General features: G+C 35.7%; 21 protein-coding genes, 1 tRNA gene and 1 pseudogene. 3 read left to right on the forward strand and 20 right to left on the reverse strand.

Annotated features, from left to right (window positions below; genetic code table 11):
• Positions 1-19 precede the first annotated feature (19 nt).
• The 3 genes from LB454_RS11630 to LB454_RS11640 all read right to left on the reverse strand — a co-directional run bounded on the left by LB454_RS11630 (position 20) and on the right by LB454_RS11640 (position 3,795).
• A complete protein-coding gene (locus tag LB454_RS11630; RefSeq protein ID WP_224464845.1) occupies positions 20-1,699 on the reverse strand; it encodes a hypothetical protein in 1,680 nt (559 codons plus the stop codon).
• Positions 1,700-1,760: 61 nt separating this feature from the next.
• Positions 1,761-2,060 carry a hypothetical protein gene (locus LB454_RS11635; RefSeq protein WP_224464846.1) on the reverse strand — a complete coding sequence of 100 codons (300 nt, stop codon included), beginning with the start codon at positions 2,058-2,060 and terminating at the stop codon, positions 1,761-1,763.
• Positions 2,061-2,235: 175 nt separating this feature from the next.
• On the reverse strand, positions 2,236-3,795 hold the full coding sequence (locus LB454_RS11640; RefSeq protein WP_224464847.1) for a tyrosine-type recombinase/integrase: 1,560 nt from the start codon (positions 3,793-3,795) through the stop codon (positions 2,236-2,238).
• Positions 3,796-3,946: 151 nt separating this feature from the next.
• On the opposite strand from LB454_RS11640, the gene LB454_RS11645 reads away from it, so the two are divergent.
• Together LB454_RS11645 and LB454_RS11650 are read left to right on the forward strand one after the other, a co-directional pair.
• Positions 3,947-4,018: transfer RNA gene (locus tag LB454_RS11645), tRNA-Arg, on the forward strand.
• Positions 4,019-4,101: 83 nt separating this feature from the next.
• Entirely contained in the window at positions 4,102-4,656 is a 555-nt protein-coding gene (locus tag LB454_RS11650; RefSeq protein WP_224464848.1) for a DUF3575 domain-containing protein, read from the forward strand.
• Here LB454_RS11650 and LB454_RS14175 read toward each other — a convergent pair.
• From LB454_RS14175 to LB454_RS11665, 3 genes and pseudogenes are all read right to left on the reverse strand, one after another.
• A pseudogene (locus LB454_RS14175) lies at positions 4,653-4,805 on the reverse strand (nucleoside deaminase); the annotation flags it as partial. The gene LB454_RS11650 and the pseudogene LB454_RS14175 sit on opposite strands and share 4 nt — an antisense overlap.
• A 44-nt stretch (positions 4,806-4,849) precedes the next feature.
• Positions 4,850-5,341 carry a hypothetical protein gene (locus tag LB454_RS11660; RefSeq protein ID WP_224464849.1) on the reverse strand — a complete coding sequence of 164 codons (492 nt, stop codon included), beginning with the start codon at positions 5,339-5,341 and terminating at the stop codon, positions 4,850-4,852.
• Between the two features lie 3 nt (positions 5,342-5,344).
• Complete coding sequence (locus LB454_RS11665; protein ID WP_224464850.1) at positions 5,345-5,794, reverse strand: nucleoside deaminase; 450 nt, start codon at positions 5,792-5,794, stop codon at positions 5,345-5,347.
• A 138-nt stretch (positions 5,795-5,932) separates the two neighbouring features.
• Here LB454_RS11665 and LB454_RS11670 point away from each other — a divergent pair, with 138 nt between their 5' ends.
• Positions 5,933-7,708: a 1-deoxy-D-xylulose-5-phosphate synthase gene (locus tag LB454_RS11670; RefSeq protein ID WP_224464851.1), complete on the forward strand. Its 1,776-nt coding sequence runs from the start codon at positions 5,933-5,935 to the stop codon at positions 7,706-7,708.
• Between the two features lie 175 nt (positions 7,709-7,883).
• Here the strand turns inward: LB454_RS11670 and LB454_RS11675 are convergent, their stop codons facing one another.
• From LB454_RS11675 to porW, 14 genes are all read right to left on the reverse strand, one after another.
• Positions 7,884-8,618, reverse strand: coding sequence for a metallophosphoesterase family protein (locus LB454_RS11675; protein WP_224464852.1), 735 nt, complete (start codon positions 8,616-8,618; stop codon positions 7,884-7,886).
• A 1-nt stretch (position 8,619) separates the two neighbouring features.
• Positions 8,620-9,759: an ATP-binding protein gene (locus tag LB454_RS11680; RefSeq protein WP_224464853.1), complete on the reverse strand. Its 1,140-nt coding sequence runs from the start codon at positions 9,757-9,759 to the stop codon at positions 8,620-8,622.
• A 297-nt stretch (positions 9,760-10,056) separates the two neighbouring features.
• A complete protein-coding gene (locus tag LB454_RS11685) occupies positions 10,057-13,278 on the reverse strand; it encodes a TonB-dependent receptor (protein WP_224464854.1) in 3,222 nt (1,073 codons plus the stop codon).
• A 219-nt stretch (positions 13,279-13,497) separates the two neighbouring features.
• The gene (locus tag LB454_RS11690) at positions 13,498-14,751 is read right to left on the reverse strand and encodes a peptidoglycan DD-metalloendopeptidase family protein (RefSeq protein ID WP_224464855.1); all 1,254 of its coding nucleotides are present in this window, start codon (positions 14,749-14,751) and stop codon (positions 13,498-13,500) included.
• Between the two features lie 137 nt (positions 14,752-14,888).
• Positions 14,889-15,758 (reverse strand): ATP synthase F1 subunit gamma, encoded by an 870-nt coding sequence (atpG, locus tag LB454_RS11695; protein WP_224464856.1) that lies wholly within the window; start codon positions 15,756-15,758, stop codon positions 14,889-14,891.
• A gap of 57 nt (positions 15,759-15,815) precedes the next feature.
• Positions 15,816-17,396 (reverse strand): F0F1 ATP synthase subunit alpha, encoded by a 1,581-nt coding sequence (atpA, locus tag LB454_RS11700; protein WP_224464857.1) that lies wholly within the window; start codon positions 17,394-17,396, stop codon positions 15,816-15,818.
• 41 nt (positions 17,397-17,437) lie between these two features.
• Positions 17,438-17,965 (reverse strand): ATP synthase F1 subunit delta, encoded by a 528-nt coding sequence (atpH, locus tag LB454_RS11705; protein WP_224464858.1) that lies wholly within the window; start codon positions 17,963-17,965, stop codon positions 17,438-17,440.
• Between the two features lie 9 nt (positions 17,966-17,974).
• Positions 17,975-18,469, reverse strand: coding sequence for a F0F1 ATP synthase subunit B (locus LB454_RS11710; protein ID WP_224464859.1), 495 nt, complete (start codon positions 18,467-18,469; stop codon positions 17,975-17,977).
• Between the two features lie 80 nt (positions 18,470-18,549).
• Positions 18,550-18,774 (reverse strand): ATP synthase F0 subunit C, encoded by a 225-nt coding sequence (gene atpE / locus LB454_RS11715; RefSeq protein ID WP_224464860.1) that lies wholly within the window; start codon positions 18,772-18,774, stop codon positions 18,550-18,552.
• A gap of 26 nt (positions 18,775-18,800) precedes the next feature.
• Complete coding sequence (gene atpB / locus LB454_RS11720) at positions 18,801-19,889, reverse strand: F0F1 ATP synthase subunit A (protein WP_224464861.1); 1,089 nt, start codon at positions 19,887-19,889, stop codon at positions 18,801-18,803.
• 131 nt (positions 19,890-20,020) lie between these two features.
• Positions 20,021-20,419, reverse strand: coding sequence for a DUF6168 family protein (locus LB454_RS11725; RefSeq protein WP_224464862.1), 399 nt, complete (start codon positions 20,417-20,419; stop codon positions 20,021-20,023).
• 3 nt (positions 20,420-20,422) lie between these two features.
• The gene (locus LB454_RS11730) at positions 20,423-20,638 is read right to left on the reverse strand and encodes an AtpZ/AtpI family protein (protein WP_224464863.1); all 216 of its coding nucleotides are present in this window, start codon (positions 20,636-20,638) and stop codon (positions 20,423-20,425) included.
• On the reverse strand, positions 20,613-21,014 hold the full coding sequence (locus tag LB454_RS11735) for a bactofilin family protein (protein ID WP_224464864.1): 402 nt from the start codon (positions 21,012-21,014) through the stop codon (positions 20,613-20,615). Before LB454_RS11735 ends, LB454_RS11730 begins: the two co-directional genes overlap by 26 nt.
• Before the next feature lie 2 nt (positions 21,015-21,016).
• On the reverse strand, positions 21,017-23,563 hold the full coding sequence (gene porW, locus LB454_RS11740) for a type IX secretion system periplasmic lipoprotein PorW/SprE (protein WP_456099733.1): 2,547 nt from the start codon (positions 23,561-23,563) through the stop codon (positions 21,017-21,019).
• Positions 23,564-23,594: the final 31 nt, after the last annotated feature.

Below are 23,594 nucleotides of genomic sequence, written 5' to 3' on the forward strand. Positions count from 1 at the left end.
GTCCTCGATTTTAAAAATTTCAATCCCCAACAAGATTAGCTAAAAAGCATCTGTACTTACTGTCATAAAGCTGATTAAAAATGTCTCTAGTGTTATAAACTTCAATACTTGAATCAATCTTAATTTCACTAAAAACAATATTCAAAGTATTTTCACTTTGATGAAACTGGTTCAAAACCTTTTGAATCTTCTCTCGGTCGTCTTGGAATAAAACCTTTGCTGTAACTACTTTATTATCTAAAGTTAACCCATTGATGTCAATATTATTCATTACCTGTCTTGACACTTTTGTCAAATATTTAATACGATATTGACTTGGTGCAAGTTCAGTTCTCAGCCATTCCATACACATAAGCTTGACCGAATGTAAACTCAAATTTTCGTATTTAATACTTGGCTTTTTTCCATAGTATTTTGAAGTGACATAGTCTGATTTATCAATAATTCTGCTGAGCATGCTTCTAGACCTAATAATCTTGTCTAAGATGACGTGTTTCCTTTTCATTAACGTTTTGACTTTTGTTAGCTGTAAAGTCCTATATTTTGGATTTAGCGGGTCTTCTGTAATTTGTGAACCTTTTGACATCAAACCGATTTTCACTTCATTAAGACCTCTATATGATGCCACAATCAGCGTATCCTTATATCTTAAAGAAGCATTAAGCTCATCAAAAAGTCGGATAAATCTTGATTTGTTTTTACGATAAATCTCACCATTCTTTGTTTCTGGATTGTGTTCAATATCTCTAAAATTATCTTCAACTAAAAGGGCAGCTTGGTCATTATGAAAAAGCTCATCAATAAGACCATCTCTCAAAAATTCATTTTTGATAAGGAAGACATTGTAATCGAACAAAGGTTTGTCGAAGTAAAGAACTTCAACTAGGTTAATAGCAAGTTTGAGAGTAGATGAATATCGAAATTCATAATCATACTTCAATCTATCTTTATCCCTTAAGTACTTATTTAAGAAGTAGATGATTGATTTGGGACCTTTTCTAATTTCAGATTCACTAAGTGAAAGAAAATCATCTTCAAAGTCAGTATAAGTCTCATTATCCTTCTCACCTAAAATAGGTAAAAGATTCCCTTTTAAAAGTTCGAATAGAGGTAGGTAATCCCATTGAAATGACTCATTATAATCAAAGTAAATGTCTGCTAAAGTTTCTTCATCATAACCATTTTCTAAGCAAACACTTTCAAGATATTTAGCTTCTGCATCTTCTGTATCGAAGTCGATATTTAAAAATTCACTTATCTTCTTGTATTCCTCTGGCTTGTTATGATACTTATAATCGATATAACTAAGTACTAATCGAGTTGCACTGTATTCACTTAAAATAAACTCTTTTAATAGCTCTTTGAGAAGCTTAATGATTTCTTTTTCAGAAGCATCTTTCAATGCAGAAATCGTCTTCCAGTCTAATTTGTTGCCAGTTGTTAAGTATGAAATATACTCTTTTAAAGTGAGAGCTAAATTATCCCTGATGTGCTTATAACCAGGTAAGCTGTATTGTTGATTGTAATATTTTACAATATCATTTAAATCAAATCCCTTGTCGACTAGTTTGGCTAGTGTATTTATCTTTTCCTGTAAAGAAGTGTAACTGAATTCATGCGAACCATCATCAAGGTAGGTTCTAAGAGGATGTTTTAAGTTAAGCTGTTCTGTTATAGGTTTATGTGGTGAAAGTTCCATAGAATTGATTTAAAGAATATTTTTCAAAAAATTATTGGTTAATAAAAAACTAAAATTTACTTTAATTATTTTGCTTGTAGTAAGTCCTTGCAAAATGACAAACAATTCCGTGATGATTTGTGCAATGCTTTTCATCTACATCTAGTTTATTTTTTCCAAACCTAAAGGTCAGTTCTTCACATTCTGAACCCGAATACCTAGCAACACCTTGATTTGTGAATTTGGCAATCCCTTCAATAAGACCTGTGCATCCAGATGCAGTGGCGACCTCTATTTCAAAATTGATTTCATCAGCACTTAAATATTTAATAGTTGCCCTACCAAGTATACCATCTTCTTTGTTGCTCGAAAAATCATACACACCTTCATAATTTTGGAATTGTGAATTTTGAAAGCTAAACAGTATCAGGATGAAACAAAATTTAATCATGGATATGTGAATGAGTTTAATAATCAATAAAATTAGATATACAGAGAAGTACCTTTCATTACTTTTTTGATTTATTTAAAATAACCTTTAAAAGGCAAGGCAGAAATTACAAATTTTTCGCCCTAAATTTACCTTGAACACTAATGCTCAAGTCGTCTAGGCGGCTTGAATCAAAGTTCTGTCTCAAATAGATTTCTGTGATTTGAAGACTGGAATGCCCAAAGAGTCTTGAGATTTCGAACATATTTGCTTCACCAGTTGTTAGAATGAGGTTCGCAAAAGTATGCCTAGCTACATGTGTGGATATTTTACTTTTAATATTGGCATGAGCTTGCATTTTTTTTAGATTACGGTTAATTACGATAGTCTTATGCTTTAAATGCTTGTATTGCACTTCAGTCAATTCAGACTCGTTATTTTTAAATAATTCTTTGTCAAGAAAAGGAAAAATAAAATCATCTTTTTTATCAGTTTCGTAATCCTGCAAGGACTTAAAAAAATTTTCCAAAAAATTTTTATCTATTTCTTCATTTAACTTTTGCTGACGGTCGATTAAGTATTTCAGATATTCAAAGTTTTTAGACGAAGTGTCAAGGTTGTAACCATGATAGCTAATCAATTTACCCGTGCTTTCTGCATCTTCATCAAATAATTCTTTCAAAAATTCATTCGTCTTTGGTTTTTTCGAAATATTAAATGAATTGAACTTATCTATCTCACTATTGAGCTCATACATATTCATATAACCTTTCTTACTATTGAAGCTTAATGCAATATTTTCATTTTGCTTTGAGTCATTATAGCTGTATAAATCAGTGTGAAACTTTGACAGTAAGACGCATAAGTATACATTTAGTGGTAGTTCTAGTTCTATTCCCGTTTTTTGCATTTTATATTTCAACCTCCCATTATTTAAATTTGAAAATCTTAACATCAATGCATCTGAGATTCTCATACCGTTTGCGAAAACTTGAAATAAGAAAAGATTTCTTGCATCTTCAATAAATTGTTCTTCAACTTCAGAATCTGTGAGCTTAACTAAATCTTCAACCTTAAGGTATTTAGGTGAGGTCGGTCCCTTTTTTAAATCTAGAGATGAAAATGGGTCATATTTATAAACGAAAACTCTTTCCTTTTGAGCTTTATTGATTATCGATTTTATAATTTTAATGTAGTGGATTGCGGTGTTTTTTGATAATTTTTTTGGGTCCTTGTTATTTTTAAAATAATAAAAGAGATTCTCTGCTAATTGAGGCGTAATTTCATTGAACTGAAGGTCACTTTTACCGTTAAATTTCAAAAATTTTTCGAGTTTACTTAAGACTACTTGCTTCTTAATTTTAGTGCCGTGATTACTAATCAAATTTATTTTCCTCTGAAAATATTTTAAAAAAGATATATCATCATCTTCTTCACTTTCTTTTATTTCATATTCAGAAAGTGCTTGCTCGATTTTTTCATTGTACTTTTCGCCTTCGGGAAAATTAGAGTTTTTACGAAATCTCTGTTTATTTTCGTTAAAGTAGTTTTTAAACTGAGTATCGGTTAATTTTATTTTTAAAGATTTCCGTCGAGTTATTCTGTTCTCTATTATTCTTAAGTTTAGGTAACCAAAGTCTTGTTCCTTTGAACGTTTTGAGTAAACAATACTAATTGTTTTTGACATGTTTATATATATGGTTTAAATATACATTTTGTGGTCAACAAGTGGTCAACTTTTTTTACATTTCTTGAAAGTGGTCAACAAGTGGTCAACATTTTTATAATGTCTAAAAATATTAATAAATTGATAATCAGATATTTGATTAAAATAAATAGGCTCCGTAGTTCAATGGATAGAACAAAAGTTTCCTAAACTTTAGATCTAAGTTCGATTCTTAGCGGAGCTACTATGATTAAATATAAATTAATTAGGGATTTTAGTAATATTGCATATAATTATAACTCATCCCTCTTATCAAATTTATTTTTAATGAAATTTTTTATCTCTACACTTTTTTGTTTATCTACATTATTCAGTATTGCGCAAGATCAAAACTTTTCTCCTCAAGTAGAAAAACATCAGTTTAAAATAAATTTACTATTAGCTCCTAGTTTAGATTATGAGGTAGGGCTATCCAAAACAATAACTGCTGCACTACAGGTGGGAACACTACCTGGATTTTACGTAAATGATGTTACAGATGAAACTCGCTTTACATTCTTACTGGGTACAAAACTTTCCTTCCGTCATTACTATAATTTTGAAAGACGATTAAGAAAATATAAAAACACAACACATAATTCCGGAAATTTTATTGGGATTTCTTCAACGTTTGCAAGCTCAGATCCTTTAATTTTTAATACAGACTTAGAAGGAAATAATGACTATTATTCTGAGGTGGGAGCCATCTATGGTCTTCAAAGAACATTTTACGACAAACTCAATTTAAGCGCTGAAACAGGTTTGGGATTTTACTTTACAGATGTGCAAGATCCTCAATTCACATTTTTATTGAATATTACTCTAGGCTGGATTTTATTTTAATTCAAATTCCGCTTCTGAATAAAAAACGTTTTCAGTAATATGGAGGCTTTCTCTTTTAGAATACCGGATTCCACTTTGTTTTTGGGATGGAGCTTGGTGTTCATTGCTCTGTAGCCGCGGACGTCATCTTCCGCAGCAAAGACCAGTCTTAATGAGACTCATATGAATTAGGTTTTTAGAACGACATAATGTTTTACCATAGCCTATTGCTTCTTTTCGCTTTTATTTCAGAGCGAATCTGTTTAATGACAAAAGGAAGAGATATAATAGGAATATAAAAATAGTATTCGCCTATAAAAATCCATAGTATTATATCAACAGGTAAAAGAAAGAGTAATCCCCACAGCCAGACCAGTTTTGCAGTATATCCTTTTTTATGCATATGATTATTTATTGAAGACAAAATATACTCAGATTCTAACTGTGCTAATTCGATCTCATCATGTTCTTCAATAGGAATTTCTACAAAATGAGATAAGTACTTTATAAGATTTACCTTCCCTTCCTTGACATGACTTTTAGGTCTATAATCCTCTAGGTCAACTATTAGCTGTTTTAAGTTTTCAATTTTAATCCTTTTTAATTCAGACATGGCATTATTCTTTTCTATTACATCAACAAGAGACATTGCCATAGTTTTGAAATGATCATCAATATTGGATTTACTAAGGTATTTTAGTTCCATTCCTCAATTCAAATTCCGTTTCTGTATAAAAAATGTCTTAAGTAATTTAGACGCTTCTTCCTGAAGTATTCCAGATTCCACTTTGGTTTTGGGATGGAGTTTAGTGTTCATCGCTCTGTAGCCGCGCACTCCATCTTCGGCAGCAAAGACCAAGCGCGACAACTGACTCCAATACAAGGCCCCGGCACACATCTGGCAGGGCTCCAAAGTGACATACATGGTGCAATCTCTAAGGTATTTTCCACCAATAAAGTTAGCTGCTGCTGTAATCGCCTGCATTTCAGCATGAGCAGTGACATCTACCAAAAGTTCAGTCAGGTTATGGCTTCTGGCGATAATTTGATTGTTATGCGTGATGATGGCTCCGACGGGAACTTCGCCTTTTTCTAAAGCTAAATGTGCCTCTTCCAAGGCTTTTTTCATAAAATAGGTATCGTCAAAGGGATTAAGCATTCTCAAAAATAGGATTTCTATGTCAGAACTATTCTGGTTTTCAAAAAATAACCACAAAGTCTCAGAGAAGACAAAGAAAAATCCTACTACATAACTCCTAATACCTAAAAAATCCCAGACTATTGGTAAATTTGTATCATGAGTAAAACTTTGCTTTCAACGATTAACTCACCTGCAGATCTAAGGCAGTTAAATCAGGATCGGTTAACCCAAGTCGCTCAAGAACTCAGGGACTTCATTATTGATGTTGTTTCCACGAAAGAAGGACACTTAGGCGCGAGTTTGGGTGTGGTAGAACTGACCATTGCTTTGCATTATTGTTTTGAAACCCCAAAAGACCTTTTGGTTTGGGATGTAGGCCATCAGGCTTACGGTCATAAAATCCTAACGAGTCGTCGGGAAGTATTTGAAACCAATAGAACACTCAATGGTATTTCTGGATTTCCTAAACGGGAAGAAAGCATTTACGACACCTTTGGCACCGGCCATAGTTCCACCTCAATTTCTGCAGCTTTAGGCATGGCGATTTCATCTCAGTTGAAAGGAGATGTTAACAAACACCACATTGCAGTGATTGGAGATGCTTCCATAGCTTCAGGGATGGCCTTTGAAGGCTTAAATCATGCCGGGATGACCAAGGCTAATCTTTTGATCGTTCTCAACGATAACGCTATCGGTATTGATCCCAGCGTTGGTGCCCTAAAAACTTATCTGACCAAAGCTAAAATTGGCAAAAAACCATCACAGGATAATATCATTGAGGCCTTAAATTTTCATTACGAAGGTCCGATTGACGGGCATGATTTACCCGAACTTTTAAAAGCCTTTGAAAGTCTAAAAACCAAACAAGGCCCAAAACTTTTGCATGTCATCACCAAAAAAGGCAAAGGCTTAAAACAGGCCGAAGAAGACCAGGTGAAATACCATGCGCCTGGCAAATTCGATAAAGCCACCGGTGAAGTCCTGCCTAAAAACAACCAGAATTTACCTCCTAAATTTCAGGATGTATTTGGTCTGACGATATTGGAACTGGCTAAAACTGATGATAAAGTTGTGGGTATTACTCCTGCCATGCCTACCGGAAGTTCGCTGAAGTATATGATGGATGCATTTCCAGACAGAGCGTTTGATGTGGGCATTGCCGAGCAACATGCCGTAACGCTAGCGGCTGGTATGGCCACCCAGGGGCATAAAGTCTTTTGTACAATTTACTCTACCTTTTTGCAGCGGGCTTACGACCAGCTGATTCATGATGTAGCCTTACAAAACCTACCCGTTATTTTTTGTATTGATAGAGCTGGTTTGGTCGGTAATGACGGGGCGACGCATCATGGCGTTTTTGATTTAGCGTTTTTGCGCTGTATCCCCAATTTGATTATAGCAGCACCAGCAGATGCCATTGAACTGAGACAGCTTCTATATACAGCCACTCAGGACCTAGAACACCCTATAGCGATTCGTTATCCCCGGGGAAGAGGTGAGATAAAAGACTGGCAAAAGCCTTTCGAAAAACTCGACATTGGCAAGGGGAGATGCCTTTTAGAAGGCGAAAAGCTGGCTGTGTTAAGTTTAGGAAGCACATCAGGCAATGTATCAAAAAGCATCAAGGCTTTCGGTGGCAAGTTCAGCATAGCGCATTACGATTTGAGATTTTTAAAACCCTTGGATGAAGATTTACTAAGATCTGTATTTGAGAAATTTCAGAACGTTATTACTGTTGAAGACGGGACGGTGAAAGGCGGGTTTGGCGATGCCATTTTGGAATTTGCCCAGACCTGTCATTACAAAGGCAATATTCATAAAATGGGAATTCCCGATCGATTTATAGAACACGGCAATACCGATGAACTCTATGAGTTAGCAGGAATTTCGTCGAAAAAAATAAAAGAAAAGATCATTTCGATATTAAGCTGACTTCGAAAGTAAAATCAAGTATTTGTTTTTAAGATTAGACATCCACCTTGATAGAAAACGCAGGCAGACTGTCTCAAGGGAGGAAATATCCTTATCCCCTTGAGGCGATGATAGGGGTGTTTTCTTCGATTTATATTCATCACATAAAAACAAATCGAACTGAGGTTATCCTCTGTTAATCTTTATTCCGCCCTGATTCATTAGGATACAACTTATAAACCGGATCGCTTTGCCAAAACTCTTTGGTATCGATATCTAAAGCCGTAACAGGCCCTTTAAAAGCCGCTCCCGTATCTACATTCCAAACGTTGGCAAGATGGATGGGCTCAGTTTTTCCAATACGTGTGGTAGGGGTATGACCGATGTATATTTCCTTAAACAACTTCAGTCTATCGGGATAGAAATCGTCCTCTGGCTTCAGAGAGGAATCCATGGCCAGGACCATTTCCCATAGGGTACGGTCCCAATAAACTGTATTGGGGTAGAATTCTGAATCTGGACCGTGCATATTGGCAAATCCAGCGTGTAGAAACAAACGGTTTTGTTTATCTACATAATAATTGATTAAGTTTTCTAAAAATTGACGGTGCAAATCTTTAATCGTAGAACTTATATTTTGATAGGCTTTGGCAGTGCTGTCTCCACCATGTTGAAGCCATTTGGGGTTTGACTCACCTGTGTGAAACCAGCCTAAAACCAAATCATCGTGATTACCACGTATAAAAATGCAATCTTGTTCTTCTTTCAATTGAATAAGGTAAGACAACAACTCTGGAGTACCACTCCAGCCATCGACATAATCTCCCAAGAATATAAGTTGATCTTTGCTGGAGACTTGAGCGCGCTCCAATACTTGTTCTAAGGCTTTGAAGCCTCCATGTATATCACCTATTACAAGTGTTCTGCTCATTCTAACTGTATTTTATTTTTCTTAAGATTCTCATATTATCCTTAAGCCGTTGGTAAGCTTTCTTCTGAATTTGTTTCAGTAAAGGTTTAGCTTCTTCGAGTTTTTCTAATGAATTTTCAAACCCATTGAGGTAGGCAATAAGGTAAATGGTAGACATATTGACGAGTTCGCTCCTTTCTGCTGAATTTAGCGCTAACTTCTTTTTAAGCTTTTTCAATAGACTATCATTATGATTGAGATAATGTCTAAGCGTTTTTTGGTCGAATTGCGGCGGTTCAAAAATCAGTTGTGACTCGATATCATAATGCATATTATCTCTAAACTGAATGGACACCTTTTCTAAAGGATAATATTGAAATTTGTTCTGGAGTCCTAAATGCACATATTCTAAAATCTCAAATTTATCATCGTCATATTGAATTTCAACTTCATCTAAATCTGAATAAAAGAGCTTTACCTGCTCGTTAATCAACTGAATATTTACTCTTGAATAAAAGGTTTTGTCGCCAACGGTTTTAGGTTTAGCAGCCCAGCAGAGCACAAAATATTCCTTGAAGACTTTGTATTTTGGGTCAAAATCACGGCTTTTCAAAATGAAATCGTGAAAGCCATCGAGGGTTAATTCAATATTGTTCTGTGAGTTTTGTTCTATAGCAGCAACAATTTCAGAATTGATGTCTTTGATTTCGATATCAAAGACTTTAGGCTTACTGATACTTCCTTCTCGCATAAAAACGGTCCCGCCCCAGTATTTCCAGATGTTCTTTCTTAGGGCACAGATGCTGTTATCCTTTTTAGGCCTTATCGATACCAGCCCTACCACTTTATCGTCTGGCAAATGCGGAAACTGCACGTTCTCGTATGAAACAATTGGCGGGTGTTCCAAATAGGCGTTGACCAGATTTTGGATCTTACTGTCATCAAAAAAATCTACGCCAACAATTTGATTGTCTTCATCTTGTATTCCAATGACGATATAAGAGTTATTATTTGGATTGGTATTGGAAAGCGAACAAACGTGCTTTAGGAACTTGGCTTTTCCTTCTCTGCTCCCAATATCCACACGCAATTTCTTGTCGTAGAAACTATTCTCACCATTGTGAGCAAGAAGATTTTTAATAAGGAGACGCTTGTTAATCATAGACTTGGTTAAACCCAGGTTATGCAATAGAAATACTATTCCGGTTTCAATTTACTTCAAAATCAACCGCCAAGCTGCATTTCTCTCAATCACCATAGCGATGCTATGCCTCACTCGAGAAACCCTTGATTTTATTGTATATAGAAACCTCATAACGAATACCTATTACATAATCTGAGTTAAAATTACAAGAAAAAACCCAACCTAGCTTAAGACAAGTTTGAATTAATTGTAAAAAAAAAAGAGATCCGCTTTAGGCGGATCTCTTATGAAATATAAGTTTTAAAAACTTTCTCGTTAGTTAAAGATATATCTTAAACCAACTTGCATTTGCCATCTTGAAGAAAGAATACCTGAATCATCAAAGTTAATGACATCTTCCTCAGACTGGAATCTATCAGCGTTGAAGCTAAATTCTGGATCAGGACCACCTTCTTCAACAGTCAAGATACCTAAACTTCCTGGTATGAATGGACGTCTTCCCCAATCCTCGTTGATGAAATTTGTAAAATTGAAAATATCGAAGGATAATTGGAAGGTATGCTTTTTGTTATTAAAATCTAAGCTAAAATCCTGTAGGAATTTAAGATCCACAATATGGCTCCATGGACCGAAGTCTCCATTACGTTCAGAGTATTGTCCTCTTCTCTCACTTAAATAATCACTTGAGTTGATATAACTATTAAATGCTTCCCACTGCTCTTGCTGCTCAGTTGGTGTTCCAACAAAAGTAATTTCAGAGGCATCTCTAGGAATATAAATCAAAGCCTCATCATCGTTAGAATCATTTATAAGATTCGTGTTACTTTGGTATAAATAAGTAAATGGTGATCCTTGTTGACCAGAGTAAAATAAAGATACAGTACTCTTTACATTATTATTCCATTCATGTTCGTAAGAAACATTAGCCTGGATTCTAGATCCTCCAGCAAAACCTGAACGTTGAATTCCTGGATTTGCATTTTTACCGTTGACAGTCTCTAACCCATTCCATTGTGAAGAGTTTTGAGAAGAAGTTCCTGGAAAAATGTCATATGAGTCTCCGTAAGTATATGCTATTTGACCTGCAAAACCATTTTGGAAAGGCTTAGTCAATTTGAATGTTGCATTGTAAGAATAACCTTCACTAGTATTTGAACCTAAGAAAATACCTGAATAGTTATCATCAATTAAATCACCTTGATCGTAATAAGGTCTGTTATCTGCACCGTTTAGTCTTCCAACAGGACCTCTAATGTTCAAGTTTTCATAAAAAACAGCATTAAGCACATCATTATATAAAAACTCTCCTGAAGCTATTAAGTTCCAAATTGGTAACTTTTGATCTATCGCTATGTTGTACTTAGCAACCTGTGGTAACTTGAAATCTGGAGAAAAGATATCTATTTGGCCACCTGTAGCACCAGTTCCTGGCTCAGCACCTGGCTGTACAGGCTGATCAAAAGGATCACCACTAAAGAAGATATCTCCAGGTATTAAGTTCTGATTTACAAAGCCTGCTGTTACACCGTTATTGTTGTATGCTCCACCTGGCCATACTAATGGTATTCTAGAGGTAAATACACCTGCACCACCTCTTACCTGGGTTTGTTTAGTTCCACCAATATCCCAGTTAAATCCAAGCCTTGGAGAAAAGTGAACTTGAGTATCAATTCCTTGTCCTACTCTCGCTCCTTGTAAATCTTTACCATTAGCTTCTAATAAAGCTACAGATCTTGTGTTGAAATCATCATTAGCAAGACCATCATCAAAGAATGGTAGATCGATACGAAGACCAAGACTTAATCTGAAATCATCTGAAAGATCTACATCATCCTGAGCATAAAACCCAAGCTGAGAATAAGCAAATTCGGCTGCACCTTCAGAATTATCACCGGTACCTCCCTGTAAGGAATATCCTCTTGAATAAAAACGAGCTGGAGCTTCATTTCCATCAATTCCATCAAGGTAAGTATTAAAATCAGCTACAGATCTAAATCTATAATCTCCAAAGTTTTGTCTAAAGAATACATTTTTTGAGTCAAAGTATTCAAAGTTAACACCAAAAGTTAACTTGTGGCGTCCAGTATAGTATTCAAGGTTATTAGTTATATTCAGAACCTTTTGTTCAAGTAAATTCGCTGTTGAAAAAGGTTCAGAACCCAAAAATATATTTCCTGAACCGTCATCTATTCTGACAGCAGGAAATGGATTTCCTGTAGGATCTCTATCATCTAAAACATCTGTGTAAGCAATCAATAAGTTGTTAGACAAATCTGAACCGTTTGTTGTTTTCCACTCTAAAGTCGTTGAATTTGTTCTAGAAGGGAAAAATACACCTCTATTACTGTAGTTGATAAAGTTATCATTACTTTGTCTTGGGCTTGTATTTTCAGCTTTAACATAACTATTTCTAAACGTTAAGCTGTTGTTGTCGTTGATATTCCAGTCAATACGTGTAGTTAACTTATCACTTATCAATTCTTCTGGATTGTTATCAAATACACCTGGATCGTAGCCGTAAGTATCAATTAGACCTTGTCTTAAATTCGTAAAGCCTTGTCTGTCTGTATCACCATTATACCTATCAAAAATAAATGGCTGAGGAGTTTCTTCTACTTGTCTTTCGTAGTTGATAAAGTAAAATAATTTATCTTTTACTAATGCCCCACCAACTCTTGCACCAAATAATTCTGCTGAGAAATCATTTAATCTTTCTCTATCATCTTCACTTATAGCAGTAGGTGTTTTACCAGCTAAGTCTTGGTTTCTTAGGTAGTAGTAAGCAGATCCTTCGGTATTGTTTGTACCAGAACGCGTAATAGCATTGATAGATCCACCAGCAAAACCAGACTGTCTTACGTCAAATGGAGACAAGTTCACCTGGAAAGATTCAATTGCATCAATAGAAATAGGACTCACACCTGTTTGTCCACCATTGGTACCAGATGCAGCTAATCCAAACGCATCATTATTTACAGCACCATCAAGATAAATAGAGTTATACCTGTTGTTTTGACCAGCTAAAGATATACTACCGTTTTCACCAACTTGAGCTTCAGGAGTTTTTCTAATAAAATCTCCAAGAGAACGAGTCGCAGAAGGTAAATTTAAAATCTCTCTGTTAGAAATATTAGTGTTAGACCCTTGTTGTCCTGAATCGAAAACGCCGTTTCTAGAAGCAGAAATAATGACTTCATCCAAAGCATTATCAGATTCACTCATTTGTCTGCTGATCCTCTCAGTATCACCAAGATTTAAGAAAATACCATCTAATCTAATGTCTTCAAAACCAACATAAGTGATACTCAATGTGTATGGTCCACCTGTTCTCATGTTTGAGATACGGTAGTAGCCATCAAAATCGGTCACAACACCATATTCTGTCCCAGTTGGCGTGTGTACAGCAAGTACATTGTCACCAGGTAAAGGTTCTCCTGCGCTGTCTGTAATCTTACCACTCATAGATGACGTGGTCACCCCTTGTGCATAAATACCTACTCCCATAATCAAGAATAAGCCAAGTAACAATTTTTTCATTTGAAATTTGTTTTTTGTTTATATTTCAGGTGCAAAGAAACTTCAGATAGAAAGTTCTAATATTAAGCCAATGTTAAGAAACACTGTTAAAAAATTAAATCTAGATTATACCAAACTCTGGATAGAAGGATGTAAAAACTTTTGAATAGTTAATCTATTAACTAATACGCTTCAGTATTATTGGGAAAATTGAAAAATTGAACATGAGAGGGCAAAAGACTAAATGACTTCTTTGTACTCAACTTCGTCAATTTTGGCTTTAAGCGGGGTAATAAACTCAAAATATGAGGGCTTGAGTTCTTCTTTCATAGGTTCAGCATCTGGCAAATCTTGTTTGTATGGATCTACTTGTCTGCCATTCACCCAAAAGCGATAACACACATGAGGTCCTGTAGCTAAGCCTGTTTGTCCTACATAACCAATGATTTCCCCCTGCTTAACGTATTGTCCTGCTTTTACAGCACGCCTTGACATGTGCAAGTATTGCGTGGAATATTTATTGGTATGCCTAATCTTTACATAATTGCCGTTTCCTCTGGTATAACTTGCTTTTGTCACAACCCCATCTGCTGTAGACCAAATGGGAGTTCCTGTGCTTGCTGCGTAATCCGTTCCTTTATGTGCTTTCCAGCGTTTTTGGACCGGATGAAAACGTCTACCCGTATATCTTGAAGAAATTCTGCTAAACTTGAGCGGAGCTTTCAAAAAGAAACTTCGAAGTGTCTTTGCATTTTCATCAAAGTAATCAGTACGTCCCGTTGTAGAATCAATTTCAAAATCAAACGCATAAAACTCCCTTCCCTTATGCTTCAACACTGCAGCGTCTATACTTTGCAAACCTGCATAAATAGTATCATCAATGTATTTTTCTTTATAAATCAATTTAAATTGATCCCCTTTCTGAAGTTTAAAAAAGTCAACACTCCATTGGTAAATGTCTGCAAAGCGATTGGTTAATAAGTAGTCTAAGCCTGCTTCATCTATGGCAGCTGAAAGCGATGAAGAAATGACACCAGAGGTGGACTTTTGTTTTATGGTGACAGGCTTAGATTTAGCCTCGCCTTTCACACTATCCAGACTTATGACCGCATAATTGATTTTTGATTTTTGATAGACAAAATGCTCAACACGCTGAGTTGTATCTTTACTTTTTAAAATAACATAAGGTTTACCGTAATTAATCCTTTTAAAATTCATCACAGAATCTGGGATACCTTCTGTAAGTTGGTATACTTTTGCTGGACTCACACCATGACTGTCCATAATAGTCCCAAAGGTTTCTCCACGTTTGACAGTATCAAAAACAACTTCGTAATCGCTTAGAGTAAAACCAAAGACTTTAGGTTCAGGCATTTTTTCTACCTCTACCTTTTCGGTTTCTACTTCGGAAGGGTCTTCAACATCATCATTACAGGATAGAATAAGAACACCCAATAACAGAAAGTAAATACGAAGTTGAAAAGGTTTGAGCATATTTGTTTTAATTAAAAACGCCAAAAATACATTTTATTATAAAGATGTGAGCTATAGTTGTTAGCTGTCTTAAGTCTACAAACAAAAAAACCTCTTGACAGAGGTTTTTCTTAGTAGTTATAGAATCATCATTTTGATTATTTATCTGCTAAAGCTTCTGCTCCTGCTACAATCTCCAAAATTTCATTAGTAATCGATGCTTGTCTTGCTTTATTATAAGATAATTTCAAATCATCTCTCAACTCCGTGGCATTGTCTGTAGCCTTATGCATCGCCGTCATTCTTGCTCCGTGTTCTGAAGCAACAGAATCTCGAATGGCTTTAAACAATTGAATCTTTAAAGATTTTGGAATTAAATCTTCGACAATTTCAGTTTTACCTGGCTCAAAAATATAGTCTGAAGATAGACCTTCACCTTCTTTTGCACTAGCAGGCTTAATCGGAAGAAACTGCTCTTTAGTGATAATTTGAGTCGCGGCATTTTTAAAGCTGTTATACACCAGCTCAATTTTATCAAACTTTTCAGTTTTGAAATACGTCATCAATTCATCAGCGATTTCAGAAACAGCATCATAAGTTAGGTCATCATAGATATCATTATAACTTCCTTCTATATCATACTTTTTCTTCAGTACATCACCCGCTTTTTTACCTATGCTAAGAATTTTCACATTCTTACTTGGATAAGTCTCCTCAGCAAGACTTCTTACTCTTTTGATGATGTTTGTATTAAAAGCTCCTGCCAATCCTCTGTTGGAAGATATGGCCACTATCAATACTGAATCTACATCACGCTGGTCTGAATAAGGACTACTAGTATCGCTATCCAGAGAAGCACTTAAGTTTTGTAATAATTCAGTAAGTTTCTCGGCATAAGGACGCATATCCTCAATCGCATTTTGAGCGCGATTCAACTTTGCAGCAGAAACCATTTTCATAGCACTGGTGATCTGCATTGTTGAGGATACCGATGTAATCCTACTTCTTAATTCCTTTAAATTAGCCATAAATTATACAAATTTGACTGATTAATGTCCTTAGCAATTGTTTATTGGTATTAAACGTTATGCTTTGTATTTTGCAGAGATTTCTTTGGCTGCACTTGTCAATGCATCAGTAATTTCATCTGTCAATTTACCAGCCTTTAATTGATCTAGAACATCTCTGTGTTTTGAATTCAAATAAGACAGATAGTCTTTTTCAAATTCTTTGATTTTATCTACAGGAACCGATCTCATCAAGTTTTTAGTTCCTGCGTAAACGATCGCGATTTGATCTTCAACAGCAAATGGGCTTGCCTCTGCTTGTTTTAAAATCTCCACGTTACGCTTACCTTTTTCAATAGTATTTTGAGTCGACGCATCCAAATCTGATCCAAATTTGGCAAAGGCTTCAAGTTCTCTATATTGTGCCTGGTCAAGCTTCAACGTACCAGCTACCTTTTTCATCGATTTAATTTGAGCGGAACCTCCCACACGTGATACAGAAATACCCACATCAATCGCTGGTCTTACACCAGAGTTGAATAAATCTGAAGTTAAGAAGATCTGTCCATCCGTAATCGAAATCACGTTGGTAGGAATGTAGGCAGAAACGTCACCGGCTTGAGTTTCAATAATTGGAAGTGCGGTTAAAGAACCTCCTCCTTTTACTTTACCTTTCAAAGCTTCTGGTAAATCGTTCATTTGGCTAGCAATCCCATCATCGTTGATGATTTTTGCAGAACGCTCCAATAATCTGGAGTGCAAGTAAAATACATCACCAGGATAAGCTTCACGACCTGGAGGTCTTCTCAACAATAAGGACACTTCACGGTAAGCTACTGCTTGTTTTGATAAATCATCATAAATTATAAGCGCTGGACGTCCTGTATCTCTAAAGTACTCTCCAATCGCTGCACCAGCTAGCGGAGCGTATACCTGCATTGCTGCAGGATCTGAAGCATTGGCAGCGACAATAGTTGTATAAGCCAAAGCACCTCTTTCTTCCAAAAGGTTGGCTATACCTGCCACTGTAGATGCTTTTTGTCCGATAGCTACATAAATACAGTAAACTGGCTCTCCTTTGTCGTAAAATTCTTTTTGGTTAAGAATGGTATCGATACAAACAGAAGTTTTACCCGTCTGTCTATCACCAATAACCAATTCTCTTTGCCCTCTACCTACAGGTACCATGGCATCGATAGATTTGATACCAGTCTGCATTGGCTCTGTAACAGGCTCTCTGTAAATAACACCTGGTGCTTTTCTTTCGATAGGCATCAAGAAGGTTTCTCCTTCTATGTCACCTTTTCCATCGATGGTTTCACCCAATGTATTTACAACACGGCCTACAATGCCTTCACCAACTTGAATCGAGGAAATCTTCTTGGTTCTTTTCACAGAATCACCTTCATTTATGTCATTGGACTTGCCAAGAAGAACAACACCTACAGTGTCCTCTTCAAGGTTAAGCACCATTCCATTAAGTCCTCCATCAAATTCTACAAGTTCACCAAGTTGTGCATTGGTTAAACCATAAACATTGGCAATTCCATCACCAACCCTTAGAACTGTTCCTACTTCATCCAAAGAGGTTTCAGATTCGAAACCAGAGATTTGCTTTTTTAAGATTGCTGAAACTTCAGCAGAGTTTACTTCAGCCATAATTTATTTTGCATTAAATGGTAAATACATACCGTTTAGTATTATGATAATTGTCTTTTGAATCGGTTAAGACTTCCGGAAACACTTGCGTCGTACTGAAGGTCTTTCAACCTGAGTATAAATCCACCAAGAATTGATTCATCGACTTGGTTGGTTAGATTAGCAGTGTAACCTGTAATTTCTTGTATTTTATTCTGAATTTTATCTTCGATGTCTTTAGTCATTTCAACTGCTGTAATTACTGTGGCAGATTGAATGTGATGGATCGCATTATAAAGTTCAATATATTCTTGTGAAACGTGTTGTAATAATTCTATTCTATTATTATCTGCGAGGGTTTTGATCAACTTTTGCACTAAAGATTCAGTGGCACTAAACACTTCCAAAAGAATAGATTCCTTTTTACTCACTTCTATCAAAGGACTTGAAAGTAAGTGTTTCAAATCTTTATGATTGGAAATTGTAGAGTTGATGGTATTAAAATTCGCAAGAACTTTATCTACCACTTTCTCCTCCTGAGCCAACTCAATGATGGCTTTAGCATAACGTTTTCCTGCTCTACTTCCCATGTGAGTTAATTAGTTAAGTTTTACGTCTTCAAGCATTTTATCCACCAGGTTCATTTGCTCTTTCTTGTCATCCAGTTGTTTTTTCACAACTGATTCAGCAATCTGAACAGATAGTTCTGCTACTTGAGATTTAATTTCTGCGAGAGCTATTTTCTTTTCGCTTTGTATAGTCGTCTGAGCTTTCTCTAGAATTCGTTCCGCCTTTTCATTGGCATCTTCAGTTGCTTCAGCGATAATTGACTTTTTCATTTCTTGAGCCTCCTTCAGCATTTCATCTCTTTCTGCTCTGGCTTGTTGAAGCATTTTTTCATTATCTGCCTTCAGGTTGGCCATTTCTTCCTTAGCCTTTTCTGCTGAAGCCAAAGCATCATTAATCGAATCTTCTCTTTCACCAACAGCTTTCATCACAGGTTTCCAAGCGAACTTCGTCAACAAGAAAATTAAGATGATAAGGACAACAACTTGCCAAACAAATAAACCGTATTCTGGAGTAATTAGTTCCATATGTTATGTAATAATAGTTTTAAAATAAAAATAAAACCCTCACCCAACCAACCGTTGGTTATGAGGGTTTTTCATCATTCTTAAGAGGTTAAAACCCCAAGTAAAGCAGCAACTACTCCAAAAAGAGCAACACCCTCTACAAGTGCAGCTGCGATAATCATAGCGGTCTGGATTTTTCCAGAAGCTTCTGGCTGGCGAGCGATGGCCTCCATTGCGGCACCACCGATTTTACCAACACCAATTGCTCCTCCCAAAACTGCTAATCCAGCTCCTAAAGCTGCAAGTCCTACGTGTAATAATTCCATAGTAAATAAATATTAAAAATTAAAGATTAATGATGTTCATGTTCTTGCACTGCCATTCCTATAAATAGAGCCGACAGCATGGTAAATATAAATGCTTGCAAAAATGCAACTAGTAATTCTAAAACTGTGATAAACAAAGCAAATGGGACCGAAATAAATGCTACTCCTGCTGTTTCTAATATAAAAATCAATCCTATTAAACTCAAAATAATAATGTGTCCGGCCGTGATGTTTGCAAACAAACGAATCATAAGCGCTATTGGCTTAATAAATACCCCAAGTATTTCAACTACAGCCAAAATTGGCTTTACAAATGTTGGAATGCCTGGCATCCAGAAAACGTGCTGCCAGTAGTCTTTATTTCCATTAACCAAAATCAAAGCCAGTGTAAATAACCCTAAAGCTATTGTGATGGAGATGTTTCCTGTCACGTTGGCTGCACCTGGTAACAATCCCATAAGGTTGGAGATCCAGATAAAGAAAAACACAGTTAAAAGAAAAGGCATGAACTTCATGAATTTCTTCTCTCCTATTTGTGGTCTGGCAATCTCATCTCTTACAAAAATAACCAGTGTTTCCAATATATTCTTGAAGCCTTTAGGTGCTGCTTTAGATTTTTTATAATGTCTGGCTAGACCTATGAACAAAACAAACATAAGTAAAACGGAAACCAACATAGAGGCTACATTTTTGGTAACCGAAATATCAAAAGGCCTATTGGCGTTAAGTGCTGCGTGAGTTTCTTCATCAAATTCTAAAGCCTCTTCACCTTCATTCAACACATAAATTTTCTCATGATAATTCACAAAGTTTTGCCCGTTTGACTCTACAACATATTCGCCTTCTACATCATGATGAAATTCACTAGACATGAAACCAGTCAACCCCTTATCTGTCCACAAAATAACCGGTAAAGGAAGCGTGAAAGAATCTTCACCTTCACCAAAAAAATGCCACCCGTGAGAATCACTGATGTGGTGCATTATCATTTCTGTAGGATTAAAACTTTGATCAATAACTTCTTCCGTATCTATCTGAGCAAAAGAAGAAAAGGAATTCAAAACAAGAATGAGCAATAAAGCCACTGTAATCTTTGAAGATTTGTGTGTTGCCATAAAAAGTTGACTTAATATCAATTCGAAAATTTCGTGCAAATGTAAGTTTTTACTTTCTAATTTTAAATGAAAGCTTTGAAAAAATATTTTTTCAACAAGAAAATATTCGTTTTCAGGCTATTTTTTAAAAATTAATCAATTTCAGAAGATTCTTTTGGGTTAATTAATTTGATAACCTGAATAGCTTCAAATATTAAAAACAAGAAATAGGGCACAAAAAAATTGAGAATATTGGAAAAATTGGGCTTGTCATCGGAAATAAATCCCGGAAGCAAAAACAGGATTGCTGCTAGCATTTTTACTAAACTGGTAGCCATAAAGGCTAAGCCAGCCTGATCCTTAAAATTTGAGTAAACCAACTGGATGATGCCAGCAACTGCTAAAGCTGAAATGACATGAAACAGATAAATTGAAACCAGCGAGTAATAGGTGACAATAGAAAATACATAATCTATCACCCAATGGACCACTATAATAAAGATTGAAAAAAGTAATATGGATATGTAAGGATTTTGAAAAATCTTCTTCATGCTTTATTCCTTAAAGTTTTTAAGTGAAATAATGACTCGTCCCAAAGCAATGAAAATACCTAGTAGAGATAATATAATCGTAAATACCTTAGAGGAGTTGACATAAGTATCGTCCAACCAAACTCCTAAAAAGACAGAGCTGGTAATAACTACAGCCATTTGTAAACCGAGTCCAGAAAAATACAACCAAGTGTTAGGCTGATTGTTCCTTTTTGGCATTTCCAGATATTGATTTTACTGCACCTTTCATGCTGCAAGTAGCATTGAATACTGCGCCTGGTTCAATAGAAAGTTTATCTGTAAACACTTCTCCTTCAATTTTGGCAGTAGCCCTAAGGGTTAAAAGTTTACTGACTTTTAGCTCTCCTTTGAATTCGCCCTCGAAATCTGCGTTTTCACATTCGATTTCTCCTTCTATATAGCCAGTCTTGCCAACTACGATTTTACCAGGAGTTTTAATATTACCAACGACTTTTCCTTCGATACGAAAACTACCTTGAGATTCTATTGAACCTTTAAAAACAGTTCCTTGAGCGATTTTGTTTTGTTCTTTTGCTAAATCTGAATTCACGGGTTTATTTTTTTCTGCAAACATATTTAATTAGTTTTTTCTAAATATTCATCAAGATTTTTATTGATCTGAGCAACTTTATAGTTCTTTTGAGTTATCACAAAATAAGTGAAACTTTTATCAATAATAGCATTTTCAATAAACTTTTCTGCCAAACCTTCAGCACCAAGTTTACTTTTAAGACCATTGATTGTAACAAAAGTTTGATTTTGATTGTAAACATCTTCATTAAGTGATAAATCTAGTCCTTCTTCGTTTTGTATTGCAGTAGTTAAATTTGCTTTTATTTCTTCAATTTTGGCTTCATCAGCTTCTTTATACAAATCATAAACCAGAATATATTCAGCATTTGGGTCTGGCTTCATGTCAAATTGAGAAGAGAATGGTTTTCTTTTCAGCTTATTATACTGCTCTTGCGCATATTTCCCTTCCTGCGACTGTGGGTAGGTAAGTGCGACATAATTGAGCGCTTCTGTATAAGCTACAGCTCCTTCGAGTTTCGCCAAAACTCTAGCTTTGAGAAGTTCAAGTTTTGGTAGAATTGAGTTCCCTACAAATACCTTGGTGTAGGTTTCAATTTCATTCAGTACATATTGGTAATTTCCAGACTTATAATCATTATACAATCTATTGTATACATTCTTAGGGTTGTTTGCAGCATTTCTGTAGGCGTCTGGATTTCTTAGAATACTGGCATACCTTGAGTCGGGGTGCTGATTTAAAATTTCATTTTTCCATTTGTCTGCTAGGTTCTCATCCCCAGTCTCGTCATAAATCTTGTAGAGGTAATATTTTGACGGAATTATAAGCCTTTCTTCGGGATCATTTTCAAGTAGATCTGTTAGTTTTGTGATAGCCAGCTCATATTTTTTGAATTTCTCTTTATAGATAATTCCAAGCTGATAATAAGCAAAGTTTCTTTGGTCTGAAATGCTATCAATCACACTTTCATCTGTTGGGATTTGAGCTATGTAGGTTTGAGGGTCAAACTCAGGTCTTACGCTCTCCTCAACGACAGCCTCTTCGTCGCTTATCCCAGAATTTCTAGATGGACTTCTTCTCCAGTCGTCTGCCAGTTCAATATTCCCCCAAGTCTTTCTAAAGGATTCTTCCCCTCTTTGTTTCTGAGTAATATCGTAAAAGTAAAACTTGGAAGAATTGGCCTGTCCTCCACCTATCCGACTCTTTTGAGCACCAAACCTGGAATTTCCTGGTTGAGACGTACCCTTTTTTGCAAATACGCTTTTCTCCTCCTCTTTAAGTTTTTCTATATAAGTTTCAAAAATTTGTATGCGCTTTTCTTCTGGAGCATTGACAAGGTTCAAAATGCTATCGTTCTCTTTTGCAATTCTTTCAAACTTGATGACATCGTCCAGGTTGTCACGCTTTCTTTTTACCTGTCTGTACTCCAAACCTTTTTTTGCCAGATTTGTCAATGTGCTGTCGTAGTATTTTCCAGATGTTTCATAGGAAGCTTTATCGAAATAAATTTCACCTAGATTGAGGTAATTTCTACTTTTTAAGTATTTGTCACGAGGTTGCTCTCGCAAGGATTTATTAAATTTCTCAATAGCCAAATCAACTGAATCTTTGGCCAGTCTGAAAACTGCATTATCGTAATGAATAAAGTCTAAATACGGTCTATTCTCCCGGTTTTCTGCCAATTCCTGAAAAGCCATTTCGGTTTCATACCAGAGTGCCTCATCATAGCCTCTAAGTCTTAGCTTTTCTAATTCTGAATGAATCATGTAACGACGTGGTGAATTCCTATTCAGTTTAATCACTTCATCAAAACTTGCTATAGCACTATCTTTTTCTTCCAGCAAAGAGTGTAACTGAGCTTTTATGTAAAGTAGCCTCCCTTTCTTTTCATCATCAGGTGCAGTTTCAATGGCAGTTCTTAAGGGAGGAATCGCCAATCGTTTTTGATCTTCAAATATATAAGCCTGAGCTAGTGTCGCTGAAGCCTCGTATTGTTCCAAAGGCGTTAACTCAGATGTGTTGATAAGGGTAACGAGATTGCCAATCGCCATATCAAAATACTCCAGCCGTAAGTTAGTTTTTTCAACCCAGATTTTAGCTTCATTGATGGTCGAGCTTTCCGGATAATGGTTGAGGATAAAATTGAAAGCATCCTTGGCGGGCACAAATCTTTGATCGTAATACCTGGCTTTACCAAGAAGTAAAAAAGCCTCATCTATTTGTGGATTGAATTCCCTTCCACCCATGAACATTGAGTGTTTTTGAATAGACTTTGTTGCTTTCTCTTCAGCCATCTGAAAAGGAGAATTATCTGAAGCCTCAGGATTTTTTTTGGAATTTTTAGCATTGCGTTTAGGCTTGCTTTTTTGAATTGCCATACGTTCAACAGGCAAAACACTCCAGTAATCCTCTACATAACTAGATTCCACTTGCTCTTTTCCTTTCTCTAACTCAAGATTGCCATTGTAGACAATATTGTAGTAGGTAGTCATTGCGTGGAAATTCTTATTTAAGAACTTGTCTTTTTTTCTGGAGCATGACAAAATAAGGACAAGCCCAAGAATACTTAAAAGAAGGAATTTAATGCGCATGAAATCTAATCTACCTTTTATAACTTAAAAA

Origin of the sequence: Psychroflexus montanilacus (assembly GCF_020164535.1) — a bacterium.
GTDB classification, from domain to species: domain Bacteria; phylum Bacteroidota; class Bacteroidia; order Flavobacteriales; family Flavobacteriaceae; genus Psychroflexus; species Psychroflexus montanilacus.

Bases quoted from the DNA above. Each gene is read 5' to 3' on its own strand.
- LB454_RS11630 (WP_224464845.1), bottom strand. From the start codon at position 1,699: ATGGAACTTTCACCACATAAACCTATAACAGAACAGCTTAACTTAAAA.
- LB454_RS11640 (WP_224464847.1), bottom strand. From the start codon at position 3,795: ATGTCAAAAACAATTAGTATTGTTTACTCAAAACGTTCAAAGGAACAA.
- LB454_RS11650 (WP_224464848.1), top strand. From the start codon at position 4,102: ATGAAATTTTTTATCTCTACACTTTTTTGTTTATCTACATTATTCAGT.
- LB454_RS11660 (WP_224464849.1), bottom strand. From the start codon at position 5,341: ATGGAACTAAAATACCTTAGTAAATCCAATATTGATGATCATTTCAAA.
- LB454_RS11665 (WP_224464850.1), bottom strand. From the start codon at position 5,794: ATGCTTAATCCCTTTGACGATACCTATTTTATGAAAAAAGCCTTGGAA.
- LB454_RS11670 (WP_224464851.1), top strand. From the start codon at position 5,933: ATGAGTAAAACTTTGCTTTCAACGATTAACTCACCTGCAGATCTAAGG.
- LB454_RS11675 (WP_224464852.1), bottom strand. From the start codon at position 8,618: ATGAGCAGAACACTTGTAATAGGTGATATACATGGAGGCTTCAAAGCC.
- LB454_RS11680 (WP_224464853.1), bottom strand. From the start codon at position 9,759: ATGATTAACAAGCGTCTCCTTATTAAAAATCTTCTTGCTCACAATGGT.
- LB454_RS11685 (WP_224464854.1), bottom strand. From the start codon at position 13,278: ATGAAAAAATTGTTACTTGGCTTATTCTTGATTATGGGAGTAGGTATT.
- LB454_RS11690 (WP_224464855.1), bottom strand. From the start codon at position 14,751: ATGCTCAAACCTTTTCAACTTCGTATTTACTTTCTGTTATTGGGTGTT.
- atpG (WP_224464856.1), bottom strand. From the start codon at position 15,758: ATGGCTAATTTAAAGGAATTAAGAAGTAGGATTACATCGGTATCCTCA.
- atpA (WP_224464857.1), bottom strand. From the start codon at position 17,396: ATGGCTGAAGTAAACTCTGCTGAAGTTTCAGCAATCTTAAAAAAGCAA.
- atpH (WP_224464858.1), bottom strand. From the start codon at position 17,965: ATGGGAAGTAGAGCAGGAAAACGTTATGCTAAAGCCATCATTGAGTTG.
- LB454_RS11710 (WP_224464859.1), bottom strand. From the start codon at position 18,469: ATGGAACTAATTACTCCAGAATACGGTTTATTTGTTTGGCAAGTTGTT.
- atpE (WP_224464860.1), bottom strand. From the start codon at position 18,774: ATGGAATTATTACACGTAGGACTTGCAGCTTTAGGAGCTGGATTAGCA.
- atpB (WP_224464861.1), bottom strand. From the start codon at position 19,889: ATGGCAACACACAAATCTTCAAAGATTACAGTGGCTTTATTGCTCATT.
- LB454_RS11725 (WP_224464862.1), bottom strand. From the start codon at position 20,419: ATGAAGAAGATTTTTCAAAATCCTTACATATCCATATTACTTTTTTCA.
- LB454_RS11730 (WP_224464863.1), bottom strand. From the start codon at position 20,638: ATGCCAAAAAGGAACAATCAGCCTAACACTTGGTTGTATTTTTCTGGA.
- LB454_RS11735 (WP_224464864.1), bottom strand. From the start codon at position 21,014: ATGTTTGCAGAAAAAAATAAACCCGTGAATTCAGATTTAGCAAAAGAA.
- porW (WP_456099733.1), bottom strand. From the start codon at position 23,563: ATGCGCATTAAATTCCTTCTTTTAAGTATTCTTGGGCTTGTCCTTATT.